The 17,214-nt window shown below is 41.8% G+C and carries 18 protein-coding genes and 1 riboswitch; of the genes, 12 read left to right on the top strand and 6 right to left on the bottom strand.

The annotated features are described in order from the left end of the window. Positions 1 to 5 precede the first annotated feature (5 nt). On the bottom strand, positions 6 to 659 hold the full coding sequence (locus tag MKY77_RS21185; protein ID WP_339147611.1) for a VC0807 family protein: 654 nt from the start codon (positions 657 to 659) through the stop codon (positions 6 to 8). A gap of 116 nt (positions 660 to 775) precedes the next feature. Here MKY77_RS21185 and MKY77_RS21180 point away from each other — a divergent pair, with 116 nt between their 5' ends. The 7 genes from MKY77_RS21180 (at position 776) to MKY77_RS21150 (ending at position 9,063) form a co-directional block, all read left to right on the top strand. Further along, positions 776 to 1,624, top strand: a complete 849-nt coding sequence (locus tag MKY77_RS21180) for a DUF72 domain-containing protein (protein ID WP_339147610.1) — start codon at positions 776 to 778, stop codon at positions 1,622 to 1,624. A 13-nt stretch (positions 1,625 to 1,637) separates the two neighbouring features. Next, positions 1,638 to 3,005 carry a bifunctional UDP-sugar hydrolase/5'-nucleotidase gene (locus MKY77_RS21175; RefSeq protein ID WP_339147609.1) on the top strand — a complete coding sequence of 456 codons (1,368 nt, stop codon included), beginning with the start codon at positions 1,638 to 1,640 and terminating at the stop codon, positions 3,003 to 3,005. A gap of 67 nt (positions 3,006 to 3,072) precedes the next feature. Beyond that, on the top strand, positions 3,073 to 3,375 hold the full coding sequence (locus MKY77_RS21170) for a DUF1805 domain-containing protein (protein ID WP_339147608.1): 303 nt from the start codon (positions 3,073 to 3,075) through the stop codon (positions 3,373 to 3,375). A gap of 451 nt (positions 3,376 to 3,826) precedes the next feature. Then, a complete protein-coding gene (locus MKY77_RS21165) occupies positions 3,827 to 4,909 on the top strand; it encodes an HD-GYP domain-containing protein (protein ID WP_342515464.1) in 1,083 nt (360 codons plus the stop codon). A gap of 271 nt (positions 4,910 to 5,180) precedes the next feature. Next, a riboswitch (Lysine riboswitch) is annotated at positions 5,181 to 5,370 on the top strand. A gap of 138 nt (positions 5,371 to 5,508) precedes the next feature. Continuing rightward, complete coding sequence (locus MKY77_RS21160; protein ID WP_339147606.1) at positions 5,509 to 7,071, top strand: Na+/H+ antiporter NhaC family protein; 1,563 nt, start codon at positions 5,509 to 5,511, stop codon at positions 7,069 to 7,071. A gap of 352 nt (positions 7,072 to 7,423) precedes the next feature. After that, a complete protein-coding gene (locus tag MKY77_RS21155) occupies positions 7,424 to 8,959 on the top strand; it encodes a sodium-dependent transporter (protein WP_339147605.1) in 1,536 nt (511 codons plus the stop codon). Further along, positions 8,959 to 9,063 carry a methionine/alanine import family NSS transporter small subunit gene (locus MKY77_RS21150; RefSeq protein ID WP_339147604.1) on the top strand — a complete coding sequence of 35 codons (105 nt, stop codon included), beginning with the start codon at positions 8,959 to 8,961 and terminating at the stop codon, positions 9,061 to 9,063. The genes MKY77_RS21155 and MKY77_RS21150 overlap by 1 nt, the downstream gene beginning before the upstream one ends. A gap of 223 nt (positions 9,064 to 9,286) precedes the next feature. Here the strand turns inward: MKY77_RS21150 and MKY77_RS21145 are convergent, their stop codons facing one another. Then, on the bottom strand, positions 9,287 to 10,249 hold the full coding sequence (locus tag MKY77_RS21145) for a M23 family metallopeptidase (protein WP_339149884.1): 963 nt from the start codon (positions 10,247 to 10,249) through the stop codon (positions 9,287 to 9,289). A gap of 269 nt (positions 10,250 to 10,518) precedes the next feature. Here MKY77_RS21145 and lipA point away from each other — a divergent pair, with 269 nt between their 5' ends. After that, positions 10,519 to 11,415, top strand: coding sequence for a lipoyl synthase (gene lipA, locus MKY77_RS21140; RefSeq protein ID WP_339147603.1), 897 nt, complete (start codon positions 10,519 to 10,521; stop codon positions 11,413 to 11,415). Positions 11,416 to 11,469: 54 nt separating this feature from the next. Here the strand turns inward: lipA and MKY77_RS21135 are convergent, their stop codons facing one another. Continuing rightward, positions 11,470 to 12,156, bottom strand: coding sequence for a YhcN/YlaJ family sporulation lipoprotein (locus MKY77_RS21135; RefSeq protein WP_339147602.1), 687 nt, complete (start codon positions 12,154 to 12,156; stop codon positions 11,470 to 11,472). 110 nt (positions 12,157 to 12,266) lie between these two features. Between MKY77_RS21135 and MKY77_RS21130 the strand changes: the two genes are divergently transcribed. Then, positions 12,267 to 12,560 (top strand): YutD family protein, encoded by a 294-nt coding sequence (locus MKY77_RS21130; RefSeq protein ID WP_064098819.1) that lies wholly within the window; start codon positions 12,267 to 12,269, stop codon positions 12,558 to 12,560. A 296-nt stretch (positions 12,561 to 12,856) separates the two neighbouring features. Here the strand turns inward: MKY77_RS21130 and MKY77_RS21125 are convergent, their stop codons facing one another. Then, on the bottom strand, positions 12,857 to 13,165 hold the full coding sequence (locus tag MKY77_RS21125) for a cytosolic protein (protein WP_339147601.1): 309 nt from the start codon (positions 13,163 to 13,165) through the stop codon (positions 12,857 to 12,859). Positions 13,166 to 13,243: 78 nt separating this feature from the next. Further along, a complete protein-coding gene (locus tag MKY77_RS21120) occupies positions 13,244 to 13,510 on the bottom strand; it encodes a DUF3055 domain-containing protein (RefSeq protein ID WP_339147600.1) in 267 nt (88 codons plus the stop codon). Positions 13,511 to 13,679: 169 nt separating this feature from the next. Here MKY77_RS21120 and MKY77_RS21115 point away from each other — a divergent pair, with 169 nt between their 5' ends. Together MKY77_RS21115 and MKY77_RS21110 are read left to right on the top strand one after the other, a co-directional pair. Then, positions 13,680 to 14,117 (top strand): DUF86 domain-containing protein, encoded by a 438-nt coding sequence (locus tag MKY77_RS21115; protein ID WP_339147599.1) that lies wholly within the window; start codon positions 13,680 to 13,682, stop codon positions 14,115 to 14,117. 264 nt (positions 14,118 to 14,381) lie between these two features. Then, positions 14,382 to 15,152 carry a TIGR01457 family HAD-type hydrolase gene (locus MKY77_RS21110; protein ID WP_339147598.1) on the top strand — a complete coding sequence of 257 codons (771 nt, stop codon included), beginning with the start codon at positions 14,382 to 14,384 and terminating at the stop codon, positions 15,150 to 15,152. A gap of 265 nt (positions 15,153 to 15,417) precedes the next feature. Here MKY77_RS21110 and MKY77_RS21105 read toward each other — a convergent pair whose 3' ends face one another. Then, complete coding sequence (locus MKY77_RS21105; RefSeq protein WP_339147597.1) at positions 15,418 to 15,918, bottom strand: phosphatidylglycerophosphatase A; 501 nt, start codon at positions 15,916 to 15,918, stop codon at positions 15,418 to 15,420. 238 nt (positions 15,919 to 16,156) lie between these two features. On the opposite strand from MKY77_RS21105, the gene yutH reads away from it, so the two are divergent. Next, positions 16,157 to 17,164 carry a spore coat putative kinase YutH gene (gene yutH, locus MKY77_RS21100; RefSeq protein WP_339147596.1) on the top strand — a complete coding sequence of 336 codons (1,008 nt, stop codon included), beginning with the start codon at positions 16,157 to 16,159 and terminating at the stop codon, positions 17,162 to 17,164. The last annotated feature ends 50 nt before the right edge of the window (positions 17,165 to 17,214 follow it).

Below are 17,214 nucleotides of genomic sequence, written 5' to 3'. Positions count from 1 at the left end.
AAAGTCTACCCTACAAAATTACTATCCTTTGTATCCACGACCTTTGAGTGTTCCAAATGTTCATTGATTTTCAAACTAGAATAAATGAACCCCACAGCAATCAACGCTCCAAACACCCAACCATTCACCTTCATGAAGAACAGGATCCTATCATATCCTTGCACTCCATAAACACCAATAAGATAATACTTCAGTCCTGCCCCGACAAGTCCCCGTAAAGCAAATATGCCCGTGATGAAATAGAACGCAGGAAGAATGTTTTTTTGACGATAGAGCTTTAAACTGTCCTCCCGCTTATGTCCCTGCAAATAGGCAATGTCAGCGCCAAAGTATAGCGCCAGTGGCTTCTTTACAATCATCGTGCCCAATATAAACAATCCGAAGCCGGCAGACACGTATACTGAGTTCTGGAGCATGGTAAAGGCATCGCCGGAAAGGATATCAACGCAAGTACTGATGAAGAGGGAAACCAAAATGAACATGCCTGTCACGTTAAACTGTCTCTCTACAGCGAATCGGACAATGGTGTAAACAAAACCCGGCGCAGTAGAAAGGAGTATCGCATAATAATCCCCAAGCGGCTCTTGTCCAAATTTCCAAATTAAATAGGGTAAAGCCAAGTAAAATAGTAAATCGAATACAACAATTTTGTTTTTCATAGCGCCTCCGAAAAAGTAAATATACATTTATCATACCAATTACTCCCATAAACCGCACTACAAACATGAGAAATACCAGCCGATTATGATAAAATGAAAAAAATGAGGTGAAACGAATGATTTATGTTGGTGTGACAGGCTGGGGAGATCATGATTCGTTATATACAACTGGAGTGGCAGCGAGAGATAAGTTACAGGAATATGGGGCTCATTTTCCTACAGTGGAAGTAGATGCCTCCTTTTATGCCATTCAGCCGAAGCGGAACGTTGAAAAGTGGGTTGAAGATACTCCTGATAGTTTCCAATTCATAGTGAAAGCTTATCAAGGAATGACTGGACATCAGCGGGGGGAGATTCCTTTTGACTCGAAAGAAAAGATGTTCGCCGCCTTTAATGAATCTCTTATGCCGTACGAAAATGCAGGTAAATTGGCGATGGTCTTATTTCAATTTCCACCATGGTTTGAATGCAAAAAGGAAAATGTCGACTATATAAGATGGTGTAAGGAACAGATGGGCGACACGAAGGTAGCGCTTGAGTTCCGCAACCAAAGCTGGTTTCAGCCCGCATACCATGACAGGACGCTTACCTTTATGGAAGAGGAAGGCTGGATACATAGCATCTGTGACGAACCACAAGCTGGGACGGGTTCGATTCCGACGGTACTGCACCCAACCGATCCTGACAATACTTTAGTGCGACTGCATGGTCGGAACATCCATGGCTGGACAAAGTCTGTATCAGGGAAGGACTGGCGGGAGGTCCGTTATCTGTATGACTATAACAAGGAAGAGCTGTTGGAATGGAAAGAAAACTTGGAGAAGCTGACCTCGTTATCCCAAAACATTTATATGCTATTCAACAATAATTCTGGAGGTCATGCTGCTGGAAATGCCAAGCAGATGATTGACCTGATGGGACTAGAGTACAAGGGCTTGGCCCCGAGGCAATTAGATTTATTTTAGAGGAGAGAACCGTGTGCAGCAGATTAGAATTTTACATACTAATGACATACATAGTCATTTTGACGCCTACCCGAAGTTAGCAACTTTTTTAAAAGAACAGGCGTCCACATTACCATCGACACTTGTCGATATTGGCGATAATATGGATCGTTTTCACCCTATCACGGAAGCTACCGGTGGTAAAGCCAATACCAGACTCTTAAACAAGCTACAATATGATTTTGCCACTTTTGGAAATAATGAAGGGATAACTTTAGACTATCAGGGGTTATCGGAACTCTATGAGGAGGCCGAATTTTCTGTTCTGGCAGCCAACCTTTTTGAAGAAGATGGTGAATATCCCCACTGGGTGAAGCCCTATGAAATTAGAGAATTGGATGGCGTCAAAGTCGCTTTTATCGGAGTGACTGTTTTCTATCAACATTTCTACTCCTTATTGGGATGGAAAATAGAAGATCCTTTTACTATTTTGGAAAAATACCTCTCTCTATTAAAAGAAGAGGCTGGCGTGATCGTGGTTCTCTCCCATCTTGGCATTTCGGATGATGAGGAGCTGGCAAGGCGCTTTCCGGAAATAGATGTCATCCTTGGGGGCCATACTCATCACGTCTTACCGGACGGCAGGCTAATCGGTGATACACTGATTTGTGGAGCAGGGAAGTATGGACAATATATCGGACAAGTCGACATCACCTATGATAGGAATACAAAGTCTCTTGTTAAATCCACCGCAAGGCTTCATAAATTGGAACTCTATGAACCGGACAAGGAAATGGCTGGGCTGATAAAAGAAATGCAGCAAGCGGCAAAACGGGCTCTTCACAAGAAAATCGGTAGAATAGAGCAATCTTTACCTGTAGAGTGGTTTGCCCCTTCCATTTTTCCTGATTTTCTTGCAGAAAGGTTAAAAGAGTGGTGCCAGGCTGATATCGGGATGGTCAATGCTGGAGTACTGCTGGATGGTCTTGAGGCAGGAGATGTGACGCTTGAGATGTTGCACCGGATTTGTCCCCATCCCATCAACCCATGCCGGGTCACCTTAACCTGTGAGGAGTTGAAAGAGGTAGTCCAGCAGGCCCTCCATCCGGAAATGGAGCAGCTCCTGGTCAAAGGACTTGGTTTCCGTGGTGAAGTAATGGGCAAAATGGCATTCAGTGGGGTTCGCTTTGACAAAGCGGAAATAACCGGTGGAACCGAACAAATAACTGCAATTTATGTGGGTGACCGAAAGTTGGAAGCTTCTGATAGGGTTACAATCGGTACCATTGATATGTTCACTTTCGGGAGGCTGTATCCAAGCATCAGTCATGCAAAAGAGAAAGAATTCTTCTTACCAGAATTGCTCCGGGATGTGCTGGCACATTCCTTCTCGGGGAATTAACCTATTTTTCACACCCTTTCCATAACATCACATAAATTGATATGGGAAGGGAGCGTGACAATTATCTATGATTGAAATGACACCAATTACAATCGAAGGCCATACGTTTACTGCCATTACAGTAAAATTGCCAAAGACCAATTTTATGGCAGTTACAAGCGAAAAAGGATACATTATGTGCGGTGCATTGGATGTCGGCTTGTTGAATGCCAAGCTGAAGGACCGAAAAATCATTGCAGGGCGGGCAGTTGGAGTGCGTACCATCGAGCAATTAATAGAGGCCCCTTTGGAATCCATTACGTACGAGGCTGAAAATGTAGGTATTACCGTAGGCATGACAGGCAAAGATGCATTGCTGAGAATGCTTTAACAGAGGATAAGATGGTGCTTGGAATGCATGACTTATCTTTTCATATAACTGGTAAGAGGCTTATGTCATTCTTATCGGATCATATAGGGAAAAATACCACCGTTTGCTGAATAGCACGGTGGTATTTTGTTTGTAAGGCTCTTTTAAAGTCGGCAGTTGGACTTTTTACTGCTTACACACTCTAAAGATTGCAAGTAGTATTTTTAAGTACAGCAGGGAAAAGAGCACGACAGTAAGGAATAGAACGGTTAATGTAATAATACGAAAATGCAAAAAAGTTTACGTATACAGCTTTGTATAAACAATTATCTATACATATTTTAAAAAATCTTCATAACTTTTTTCAAAATTACCAAGCTTTATCATAGAATTTTTACTATAATAGGAAATATATAGATTTTGTCGAAATGTGAAGATAGGAGAAGTTATGAGACTATTACCTACAAGATCAATGAAACCGGGAATGGTATTGGCTAGATCGATCTACAATGATTCCGGCAGGGTGCTGTTGAGCGAGGGGATTTCTGTCACTTCACGAATGATTTCACGCCTGCAACAACTGAATGTTACGTATGTATATATAGAAGATTCCCGTACAAATGGGATGGACGTACCGACCATCATTTCGGATAAAGTCCGGAAGGAGGCGATAAAGACCATAACGGATACCTTCAAATCGGTGGAGCATGAACATGCCTTAAGTAAGTGGTTTGTAATGGACAAGTCCTCAAAGACCCTGAAGTCCCTTATTCAACATCTGCTTACAGATATGAAATCCAACGATGAAGTTTCCGCTTTATTGACGGATGTTTATGTACATGACAATTATGTATTCACCCATTCACTTAATGTGACGCTATATGCCCTGTCGATTGGACTGAAGCTTGGATTGTCACAAAAAGACTTGGAAACCTTGGGCCTTGGTGGTATTCTCCACGATATCGGGAAGATGCTTGTCCCCAATGATATCCTCTTCAAGCCTGGTAAACTCTCAAGCGACGAATTTGCAGAGATGAAAAGACATGCCACATACGGTTATGATATCCTTCGCAATATGCAATCCATCCCACTGATGGTGGCACATTGTGCTTTCCAGCATCATGAACGCCTTAATGGAAGCGGCTATCCACGTGGGATCAAAACGGATGACATCCATCTGTTCGGAAAGATACTTGCTGTTGCGGATGTTTTCGATGCAGTGACTTCCCACCGAATCTACCGGAGTGCCATGCTACCGCATGAAGGTTTGGAGATACTGTATGCAGGGGCTGGAACCCTTTACGAGCCTGCAATTATCGAAGCTTTCCGTAAATCGGTCGCCATCTATCCATACGGGTTGATGATTACCTTGAATGATGGCAGAAAAGGGCTGGTTGTCGGACAAAACAAGGATTTGACTGAGCGACCTGTTATCAGGATTGTGGAAGAAGAAGGGGAAGATTTAGAAAAGCCTTATGATCTCAATCTGAAGGATCACCTAAATCTTGCCATCGTGGATTGTGACAGGCAAGATAGCATAGCAGCGGTAAGCTGAAAAACTCCTGTAGATTGCCTTTCCAGGTGTTCGCTTATCCAGAGGGCGATGCTTGAGCCTCCTCACAACGCTTCAGGGGCCACAACCTACCGCTACCTACCGTGCCGGAATCTCACACCTTGCACTACAATCTTCTGGGAAATCTCATATAGTAGAAATCGTCCAGTTTCCCTAGAAAAAAAACAAATCGAGATGGGAATATATTTCCTTTGTCCTATTAGTGGATATGTGATATAGTGAATTCATAAAATAATATACTTCCCTTATCATACGATGAGGTAGAGGCTGCATAGCATAAGAGTAATACTACTGGAGGGTGACACCAAGGATGGTAGAAGAAAGGATGCTGTGCCGAAGCGATATAGGCTGTCGAACTTATATTGCTGGGGTTATCTTGAATAAGGATAACACTGCCATTATGACCGGTACGGACGGTTTAATAGTGGAGGGCTACTGATCGGATGGAGGATAACACATTACATAGGTAATGATAGTTATTTTCTATCATTACTTTTTATTTTGTTCTCTTTCAGCGCCTTCCATTGTTGTAACCCGTTTGAACTGGTCAAACATATTACAGCTTAATGGGGGTTTTTGTTATGGAAGGAACGATTTATTCATTAATTCCTCCAGTGCTTGCAATCTTGATGGTTATTTTGACCAGGAGAGTATTGCTGTCACTTGGAGTAGGTATTTTAGCTTCGGCACTTATGTTGGCTGATTTCAATCCGTTGACAATGGTAGTGTTGATCTGGGATACGGTAGTGGGACTATTTTATTCTGTAGAAGATAAAGAGCTTAATCTTTGGAACATTTTCATCTTGCTATTTTTATTATTATTAGGAATTATTACAGCTTTTATCTCTATCACTGGGGGAAGTCGTGCATTTGGTGAATGGGCACTTCAACGTGTCAAAACTAGAAGAGGATCCAAACTGTTGACGACTGTTTTAGGATTAATCATTTTCATTGATGATTATTTTAACAGTTTGGCAGTGGGGCAAATCAGCAGACCACTAACAGACCGTCATAAAGTGTCCAGAGCAAAACTGGCTTACTTGATTGATTCCACGTCTGCACCGATTTGTGTCGTTTCTCCGATTTCAAGTTGGGGTGCGTATATCATTGGAATCATTGGTGGAATTCTAGCGACGCACAGTGTAACGAATATCTCTGCTTTTAGTGCATTTATTCAAATGATACCGATGAATCTATATGTTTTCTCTGCAATCATCATGGTGTTCTTAGTTAGTTACTTTAATGTGAATTTCGGTGCGATGAAAAAACATGAAACTCGTGCCATGGAAACAGGAGAAGTATTGGATACTTCTAAGGAAGTACCGGGAGAGTTGGATGATGACCTTCCGACAAGTTCAAAAGGAAAGGTCGGAAACCTTGTATGGCCGATCGTTTCCCTTGTAGTCGGTGTGGTAAGTGCGATGCTTTGGACAGGTTACACGGCCACAGAAGGTGATGTATCACTCCTAGCGATTTTTGAAAACACAGATCCATCTGCAGCATTATTCTATGGTGGTATTTTTGCTCTGATTGTAACGTTTATCTTATTCTTTCAGCAGGTTTCCAAAGGTGGAATTGATGGAAATGTTGTTGGTAGAGGGGTTAAAGCAGGAGTGAAGGCGATGATGCCTGCCATTTACATTCTTCTATTTGCATGGACGATCACAGGTTTGATTGATGAGTTAGATACAGGCGGCTACCTTGCAGCGGTAGTGGAAAATTCCAATATGAATATTGCATTTTTACCTGTTATCATTTTCATCATTGCAGGTATCACGGCATTTTCAACCGGTACGTCTTGGGGAACATTTGCCTTGCTATTACCTATCGCAGGACAAATTTCTGCAGCGACCGATATCAATATGTTACTGCCGGCGTTGGCTGCAGTTCTTGCGGGAGCTGTATTTGGAGATCATTGTTCACCGATTTCAGATACGACCATCCTATCTTCAACAGGTGCGGGATGTAATCATATCGATCACGTGCTAACACAGTTACCATATGCGCTGATTAGTGCCTTGGTAGCAATTGTTGGCTATATTGTTCTAGGACTTACTGGAAGTACTCTACTAGGACTCTTGGTTGTATTTGTAGCCTTTATCTTCATAGGATTTGGCTTTAAAGCACTGAAAATGGCAGAATAAGCTACTATTACTTTTGGAATAAAGTAAAAAACACCTCCTTTTTATCTACTTTTTAAAAAGTGATAAAGAGAGAGGTGTTTTTTTATTGAAAATTAAAATGAATAAATATTCAATGATAAAGCCTTTAATAGCAACTGATTAGTTTGATTGAACAAAATATATTAATAAATATGCATTGTAGAGTATTGTCGCATAATGTCGACTAATATAACTGAAAAGTTTGTTTTGACATAGTCATAAAGTCTAGTTATACTATGTATAAATTATATTAAATAATCAGAAAAAATAAAACATTTGGACTCTTTTATCTATTATTTGGTAAAAAAAGAGTCTGAGTAGGGGGAGAAAGAGAATGGATAATCGACCGCAATGGGGGACAAGAGCAGGATTTATTTTGGCAGCGGTTGGATCGGCCATCGGTTTAGGGAACATTTGGCGTTTTCCGGCTACTGCTTATGAAAATGGAGGAGGGGCTTTCTTCGTACCTTATTTATTCGCCCTTCTAACAGCAGGTATTCCACTATTGATCCTTGAATTCACTATGGGTCATAAGTACCGCGGATCTGCACCGCTTTCCTATGCAAGAATGAACAAAAAGTATGAATGGCTTGGCTGGTGGCAAGTTGGTATCGCATTCGTAATTTCTACTTATTATGCCGTCATCATTGCTTGGGCTATGTCTTACTCTGTATTCTCACTTAACTTGAAGTGGGGAGACGATACAGGTGGATTCCTGATCGGAGAATATCTTCAGGTATCTGCACCTGGTGAATTTGGAAGCTTGGTTCCTTCTGTACTACTTCCATTAATCATCGTTTGGGTGGTAACCCTTGGCGTATTATTCAAGGGAGTAAAGAAAGGTGTAGAGGTTGCAAACAAAATCTTTATTCCTACACTAGTCGTTCTATTCTTGATCATCGTTATCCGTGCTTTAACATTAGAGGGAGCAGGGACTGGTCTAAATGCTTTCTTCAAGCCTGACTGGAGCACGATAGCTAACGGTAAGGTTTGGGTTGCTGCATATGGACAGATTTTCTTCAGTTTATCCATCGCATTTGCGATTATGATCACGTATTCGAGTTATCTACCGAAGAAATCTGATATCACCAATAATGCCTTTATCACTGGATTCAGCAACTCAGGTTTTGAGTTATTGGCTGGTATCGGGGTATTCAGTATTCTAGGTTTCATGGCTGTACAACAAGGGGTCGGTGTGGATCAAGTGGTTGCAGGTGGTGTCGGATTGGCATTCGTCGTGTTCCCGCAAATCATCAATGAATTCCCGGCTTTCAATCAGTTGTTCGGTTTCCTATTCTTTGGATCTTTAGTACTTGCCGGATTATCTTCATTAATTTCCATTGTAGAAACATTTGTTGCAGGGGTACAGGATAAATTCAAGGTATCCCGTACAAAAGCAGTAGCCTTCGGTGGAGGTTTATCTGCAGTCATTTCCTTGGTATTTGCTACTCAAGGCGGCTTGAATGTATTGGATGTTGCAGACTACTTCATTAACCAATTCGGTGTAGCGCTTGCTGGTCTTGTTCAAGTTATCGTTGTTGTATATTTTGCAAGACAGCTTAAGACCTTGCAAAGCCATGCAAATGAAATTTCTGATATTAAATTGACAGGATTCCTTGGCCAATGGTGGACATGGTCCTTAGCAGTCATCACACCACTTGTACTTGGTTATATGATGATTGATCTTATTCGTACAAATATCCGTGATGTATATGGAGCGGCTGACGGATATAGTCGTATCTTCACCGTCCAATATGGAGTGGTAGTAGCAGTGATTGCATTGCTTGTAGGTATCGCCTTCTCCCTTATCAAATGGAAAAAAGACACGTTGGAATTGTCATCTTCCTCGTCAAAGGAGGTTAATAAATAATGGAAGCAAGTGCGATTGTCATGATGGTTGTCGGTATTGTCATCATTTGGGGTGGCCTTGCAGGAAGTATCTTGTGGGCAGTGAAAAAGAATAAAGAAGCTTAAAAATACAAGAGCTGTTGACCGTCAATTGAGCGGTCAGCAGCTTTCTTTACTTAAAGGACTATATTAAACACTGCTGTTAATTTCCGCACCGGGCTTCGCAGGGCGCATACGGAGCCTCCTCACAACGCTTCAGGGATCTCTCGCGCTACCTCTCGCTAGAGACTACGCTCTGTGCTCGAATCCACAGCTATATATCACTGAATTTGAAAAGTCAAGATATCCGTTAGCGCTTCCTTCTTTCTCCGCGTTCCCATGATTTTAGGTGAGGGAATGGATCAAAGGACCATTCGGAATAACCATTGTCTTTATACATGCCATAGTGCAAATGCGGCGGGAACTTCCCAGCCGTGCCAGGGGGTCCATATCCTGAACTACCTACAGAACCGATAATCTGCCCGGGTTCTACTACTTGTCCTACTTCTAAATCTTTGGCAAAACCGTTCAGGTGGGCAAAATAATGATACGTATTATTGATATCACGGATCCCAAGTCGCCATCCACCGAATTTATTCCAACCCTTGATTTCAATGATGCCATAACAGGTGGAGCGGACAGGAACCCCATAGCTTGCAAAAATATCGGTACCCTCATGCATTCTGCGACCACCCCATCCGCGTGCATCTCCCCATGTGTTGCGGTAACTGAAATTGGAGCGGATCGGTAATGGGAAGGCATGTGTATCTAGTTTCAATGTGCCGTAAGTACTGTAAAGCTTTAAGTGACCCATTATCAGGCCGACCGTTTTATCCCGCTGATAATAGTCCCAAAGGGCAATTTTTAAATTTTCTTTGTCGGTTCCATAATTCTTGAGGTAGGATGCAAAGGTAAACAAGACATCCTCGTCATTTGTGGAATCTGCCACTCCATCTCCGTTTCCATCCAATCCCCTACCGCCAAAAAATTGAATGCTTGAAGGATTGGTATCCAGTGCATTAGGATTCAATGGACCGGCCCAAATCTCTGGTTTATAGTAAATCCCAATGACCCCGGTAGCTTTTGGTATATCTCTTCTAACCCTTCTTACATTTCTTTCATATTGATCGATTGCCGCAAAATACTGCCACGGAATTTGTGTAACAGACTGCATTCTAGTATATAGCTCCTGCCTCTTGGCATAAATCTGCTCGTCCGTTAAACTTTTTTCGGCAGCAGAGGCATCAGCAGGTATAGAGGCAAATAGAATGATGACGCATAAAAGTAGTCTTATCAAAATCCCACTCCTTCCTTTACTTTCATTTCCTACTGTTAGTGTGGTGAGTTTTTTCTATTTCATTTATACTAATTCATGGAAGATTGTCGGACATGATTCTGTGGAAGCTTTTGGACTTGTTTCTTCCTTGGATGTTTGGTAAAGTGACAGATGAAACATGTCATTTTCCCCATAAGATTAGTGAGAATAGTAAAAATATATAGATAAATTATTCTTTGAAAATAAGACAAGTTGGAGTTGAGCATATGGCTAAAAAAGAAGAGTACATACGTAAACCGGATTGGCTTAAAATCAAGCTGAATACGAACGAAAACTATACAGGTCTTAAAAAATTGATGAGAGAGCATAACTTAAATACGGTATGTGAAGAAGCAAAATGTCCCAATATCCATGAATGTTGGGCTGTGAGACGTACAGCTACATTCATGATCCTTGGAGCTGTTTGTACCCGCGCCTGTCGTTTCTGTGCTGTCAAGACGGGACTTCCAACCGAACTTGATACACAAGAGCCGGAACGTGTAGCAGAGTCCGTGAAATTGATGAATTTAAAGCACGCTGTCATTACGGCAGTGGCCCGCGATGACTTGAAAGATGGTGGTGCCGCAATTTTTGCTGAGACCATCAGAGCCGTTCGCCGCGAAAACCCTTTTACAACCATTGAAGTTCTTCCATCCGATATGGGAGGAGTATTTGAAAATATTGAAATGTTGATGGCTGCAAGACCTGACATACTTAACCACAATATTGAAACGGTCCGTTCTTTGACTCCAAGAGTTCGTGCGAGAGCAACATATGACCGTTCACTTGAACTTTTACGTCGAGCAAAAGAATTGCAACCCGATATCCCTACAAAATCGAGCATCATGATCGGACTTGGGGAAACTAAAGAGGAAATCATTGAAACAATGGATGACCTTCGCGCAAATAATGTAGACATTATGGCGATCGGGCAATACCTGCAACCATCCAAGAAACACATCAAAGTGCAAAAATATTACCATCCAGATGAGTTTGCGGAGTTAAAGGAAATTGCGATGACAAAAGGATTCAGCCATTGTGAGGCTGGCCCGCTTGTCCGTTCTTCCTATCATGCAGACGAGCAGGTTAACGAAGCTTCAAAAGCTAGACAAGCCCAAGCATAAAAAGAAAAGGTACAGATCCATTATGCAGGGATTTGTACCTTTTTCTTGTGGATGCTATTCGTTTCTCATTTGTTTTCCAAATTCAGTTTTATCTGTTTCTTCGTTCATTTCGCCTTCCGCTTCCCCGTTTGCATTTTCTCCGTTACTCAACTTTTTACCTTGAGGGGATTTGAGCATTTGCTTAATCGTGGTATCCAAAATCTCGTCCACCCTTGGGCTTGTGACAGCAAGTGAACGGAAACGCTCGATTTCGTGAATCATCTCCGGGTTATCGGAAATGTAAACATGATAATAACGTGGAACGATGGAAAGACCTGTCTTACTTACCTGATCTGCCGTCAATTCGCGGTCATCACTATTTGTTTCATAAGCGATCAGCACCTCTTCATCGGTAACAAGTGTCGCAGAATCTTCGATAGCAGGTAATTGTACCACCATTTTATTAATGATATTCGCAATTTCACCATAGTCCACTGCGGCGATATTTTCATTATAGCGCTGTGAATTTCTCACAGGCTCAGCTTGGTCCCGAACATAACCGAAACGACTTTGATTATGGTTGACATCCCTGGCATCATACATATCGTAGCGGTGACCAGTATTAGTAAACCTCGGCTTGCCATCGCGCCCATAAATCACACTTCTGGCTTGACGCTCTTCTGGCGTTGGGTCAAAGGCACAAGCTGTCATAGAAGCTGTGATTAAGCTGCAAACTGCTAACACTTTCATTGTTTTCCTCAATGGAAACACCCCCTTAATCAATAGGGTTTCCCGATAGTGAAAAATTTGACTTAGAAATTGATGGAGAATGGTCTATAATGTAAATAAGAGCAGAAATGGAGGATCGACTCATGATTTGTATTGGAAACCATTGCTACGAACTGTTGGAAGAAAATCGAGATGGCTTTAACGAAGAAACCTTTCGAGCAAGATATATCGATGTATTGAACAAATACGATTACATAGTTGGAGACTGGGGCTATAATCAACTGCGACTGCGCGGATTTTTTGAAGATCAGAATCATAAGTCCACCCATGACACAAAAATCAGCACCTTGCCTGATTACATTTTAGAATACTGCAACTTTGGCTGTGCTTATTTTGTCTTGAAAAAAGTGAAGAAGCCTGCTGCTGAGGCAAAGTGAGTGGCACTATAAATTTCGCTCTGGTAAAGGCCGCTGTTGATTTCCGCAATAGGCTTCGCTTTCCGCGGGGCGACCTTGAGCCTCCTCGTTTCACTGCGGGGTCTCAAGATTGTCGCTACTCTCCCGCAGGAGTCTACGCCTCTTGCTCCAATCAACAGCTGGAAACTTGCTCATTATCAACAGGCAACTTTAACAGCCATAAATTTAAATCCCATTGACCGTTTTGCGGAGGTCCATGGGATTTTTTCATGATTCAGTAGGGGAGTTGTGCTAATGGAGAAAACTACCCAGTTATTTTATTCAGATTCCTTACCACCATATGGAGGTTCTTCATTCTCACTCTTATCGTCATGAGTCGGATGTGCACCAGGGTCTTGCCTAGGTAAATCCTGATGTAAATTCTTATTTTCATAATTGAAGGCACTATAGTAACGCTGTCCTTCACGCCATGGCGTACTTTTATTTTCAACGGGCGTATCTTTACCACGTGGGGAGCCATAAGGCCCTTCTGGAAGTGTTTCAGGAATTAAAAAGTTATGTTGGATTTCCACATTGGAAAAATCAGTATATTGTTCAGCTTCTTTATCTTTTTCTCGTTCATGCATAAAAAACATCCCCTCTGTCTAAGATTACCGTTAGTTTTTCCTATACAAAAGGGGATTATTTAGTAAGGCATAAAAAATTCACACTACCTCATATAAAAACGAACGCAATTCGGCTGCATCCTCTTCCGATAACTGGTATGCGTGCTCCAAGTAACCTGGTTCGTCCAAGTCGTCGCTTCCGATAATGGCAAAGCGGTTACCTTGTATATCTAGAACAAGGCTTTTTCCGTAGTATCGGTCGGACTTGACAATGGCCAAATCAAAACGATTACTTTCCCCCATAAAGCTGACAAAGCGAGTTTTTGTATCTACTGTATCATCGTATAAAAAGAATTTTTCTCCCATTATGGAAAACCTCCTCCGTGCATCTTTTCTTAGTATAACAAATACAAGCGGTTTCTTGTTAGCAGATATTTTCCGCCCCTGTCATATATGGGCTGATTATTTGTGATAAAATAAAGATATTACACAGCTTAAAACAACAACCAAGATGATAAACAAAGGAGATAGGGATATGTACTTTGTGGATAGGGAGAAAATCGGACAGACCTTGCTTTATATTGAAGAAAATATCAAGGTTTTTGACATGCATCCATCATGGAGCACCTCCATTGAAAAGATGGCCCTTGAACGAATTGCGGTAGCGGTTATCGAAGGCATACTGGATGTGGGAAATGCGATGATTGACGGCTTTATTATGCGTGACCCTGGCAGCTATGAGGACATCATTGATATTCTCGAAGATGAGAAAGTGGTGACAGTCGGCCTGGCGCAACAACTTAAAGTGCTAGTACGAATGCGAAAAACGCTTGTGCAGGATTATCTTTTAATTGACCACTCCGAGGTGGAGCAGAGTCTGGAAGATGTGAAAGATCCGGTAGTGAAATTTTGTGATGCTGTCCGTAGCTATTTAGAAAATGAGCTTGGACCTGTGTCCGCATTTAGGAATTGAAATGGGAACGCTTTCTTCATTAAGAGGGCGTTCTTTTACTTTACTTTATATTAAAGGATTAAGTTAGTAACATAAGCTGGAGGTTGGAGTGAAAAGGCTAGACTCTAGCGGCGCCCAGCGGAAAGCGAAGTCTGGTGCGGAAATTACCTGCGGTGGAAAACAGAGTTTTTCCTTTTAAAGGATTAGCAAATTGTGCTAACATGAACAGGTTGAAAAATACTTAAACTAATGCAATGACCATACAGTAGTGGAGTGTGAAAATAGATGAAAAAGTACCAAGGATATCTGATTGACCTAGACGGGACAATGTACAGAGGAAAAGATAAGATTGAAGAGGCAAGCCATTTTGTAAAGGCATTATACGATAAAAAGATACCATACCTTTTTGTAACCAATAATTCCTCTAGAACGCCACAGCAGGTTGCACAAAAATTAAGGGATTTCGGCATCCCGACTTTGGACGAGCAAGTGTTTACGACAAGCAATGCTACCGCTAACTATATTTATGAGTATAAGCCTGAAGCAAAAATCTATGTGATCGGTGAGGAAGGAATCAAAACTGCTTTGATGGAGAAGGGTTTTGAATTGGTGGAAGAAGGGGCAGATGTTGTCGTAAGCGGAATTGACCGCTCCATCAACTACGAAAAGCTTGCGCTTGGTGCCATTAATATTCGCAATGGTGCACGATTTATTTCCACAAACGGCGATATTGCCATCCCGACTGAACGTGGGCTTTTGCCAGGTAATGGTTCGTTGACTTCCGTCCTGACGGTTTCAACAGAAACGCAGCCAACCTTCATTGGGAAGCCTGAAAAAGTTATTATGGAGCAGGCTTTGAAGGTGTTAGGCGTTGCACGTGAAGAGGTGTTGATGGTGGGGGATAACTATCAAACGGATATTAAGGCAGGGATGAATGCTGGAATGGACACGTTACTTGTGCATACTGGTGTGACAACCATGGCACATCTGGGAACGTATGTAGAGCAGCCAACGTATACGGCGCAGTCTCTTTCTGAATGGATAGAGAAAATATAAGCTAACTTTTGACCTTATAATAAAGGCTGTTTTGATAAACTTTGTTGCTATTACGTATTTTTAAACCATCCGTAATATTACTTACTGTCGTGCTCTTTTCGCTGGAACACTAATTATATTTCATGCATATCGAGAGTATCCAGCTGTAAAAAGTCCAATTGCCGACTTTTTACTAGTGAATAGCAACAATCTTTGAGAAAAGAGCCATAATAAAAAACCAGACTTTTCGCTATTTAAGTTATAGCTCCAGTCTGGTTTTTATTTGTTACTCAGTATTTGCAGCTCTATGCGCCAAGCGGCTTGATGCTGCAGCGGCAATCGCTCCGACGATATCATCAAGGAATGTGTGTACTTTACCAGAGCTTTTGTCATTGAGGCTTTCTAGAATTCCAGGCTTTAGTTTGTCAATATACCCGTAATTGGTGAAGCCGATGGAGCCATAAACGTTAACAATGGATAATGCCAAAACTTCATCGACTCCATACAACCCTTCATCATCACGCAATATCCGCAGAAGCGGCTCCTGTATCTTTCCTTGCTCGGCTAAAATGTCTAACTCAATTGCTGTAAGAATGGTATTTTGAACCTCGCGTTTGGAAAGAACGCGATCGACATTTTCCAGACACTCAGAACGCTCAAGCGCAGGATGGTACTTCGACTGCAAGAAGTACACCAACTCGGCAATATCATCCATCGTCACCCCGCGTTCCTCCAACAAAGCCCTAGCCTTTCTCTCTACTTCATCCATACTCTCAAAATTCTTCATCCGGCTCACCCATCTTCTATATTATAGTCGAGGGGGTCAGACCCCTCTTTAACGCATTAGAGCAGTGAGGGTCAGACCCCTCTTTTTTCTCTCTTTACCCTTTATTCCCTTATCGGCAAGAAATAATAGCTGTTGGTGTGATTTTTGTTGATATAGGTGTTTGTCTAAAGTTTATTTCTAACAAGTTTTCTCCATTTACTTCATATAGTTGGTACTAGGGATAAAGGAGGGAACTTAGTTGAAGCAGACTATCTATGAACATTATGATTTAAGGGTGGAAAGGAAACAAAGGGTGCGGCAGTTTGATGCTTTCTGGGCTAATCGGGTGCTCTACATCATGGTACCTGTTGGTCACTTGGAGGAGGAGGAAGTTGATGAACTTCAAAAGATAAGTGACTATATGATACGCACGCACCAAGATATATATGTTAGTTCATTTGTGAAAAATAAAAGTGATTCGTATATTACGGACATAGATGGAAAGAAGATTGCCCTTTTCAGAATGCCCTACAACAATAACACTCTCCAACTTTATGTCGGAAAAGAATTGGCAACCTTCCATTACCATGCAAGAGGCTTCCCGTCAAAAGTGACAGCCATTAACCGGGTTGGACAGTGGAAAGATTTATGGGTGAAAAGAATCGATCAAATGGAAAGCTTTTTCAGGGAAAAAGTAAGAAGCAATCCGGTAGATGTGTTTGATACCCAATTTGTAGAATCTTTTCCTTACTATTTAGGTTTAACCGAAAATGCCATACAGTATTTGGTTGACACGGAGCTAGATGATAGCCCGATGATTAATGATGCGGCAACCTTATGTCACCATCGATTCACAGATCTTACTTGGCAACAGAACCAGTGGATGAAGCTTCCGACAGACTGGATATTCGATCATGCCAGCAGAGACCTGTCTGAATGGATACGGACCGAGTGTAGAAAAGGAATAGATATGAACCCGGCGAAAATACAGACCTTCTTGCAAGACTATGAAAGAGTCTCCCCACTTTCCAGTTTTTCCTGGAGACTTTTATATGCACGCCTCGTATTCCCGGTCCACTATTTAGAATGTGTGGAGGATTATTATACGAGTGGTCCTGTGACGGACAAAAAATGGCATGAAGATAGGATGAGAGGTGTTTTGCAATCATCCAGCTATTATGAACAGTTCCTTGGGAATTTTTATGATCTGGCTGGTGTGCCTGCCAAGACTTATGGCATCCCAATACTGGACTGGGTGAAAAATTAAGCATTTTCCCTATATAGGTATGTATCGGAAAAGCCATGAGTGATAAAATG

The sequence above is a fragment of the Sutcliffiella sp. FSL R7-0096 genome, assembly GCF_038595065.1.
GTDB lineage: Bacteria > Bacillota > Bacilli > Bacillales > Bacillaceae_I > Sutcliffiella_A.
This window is presented reverse-complemented; position numbering and strand designations above follow the sequence as displayed.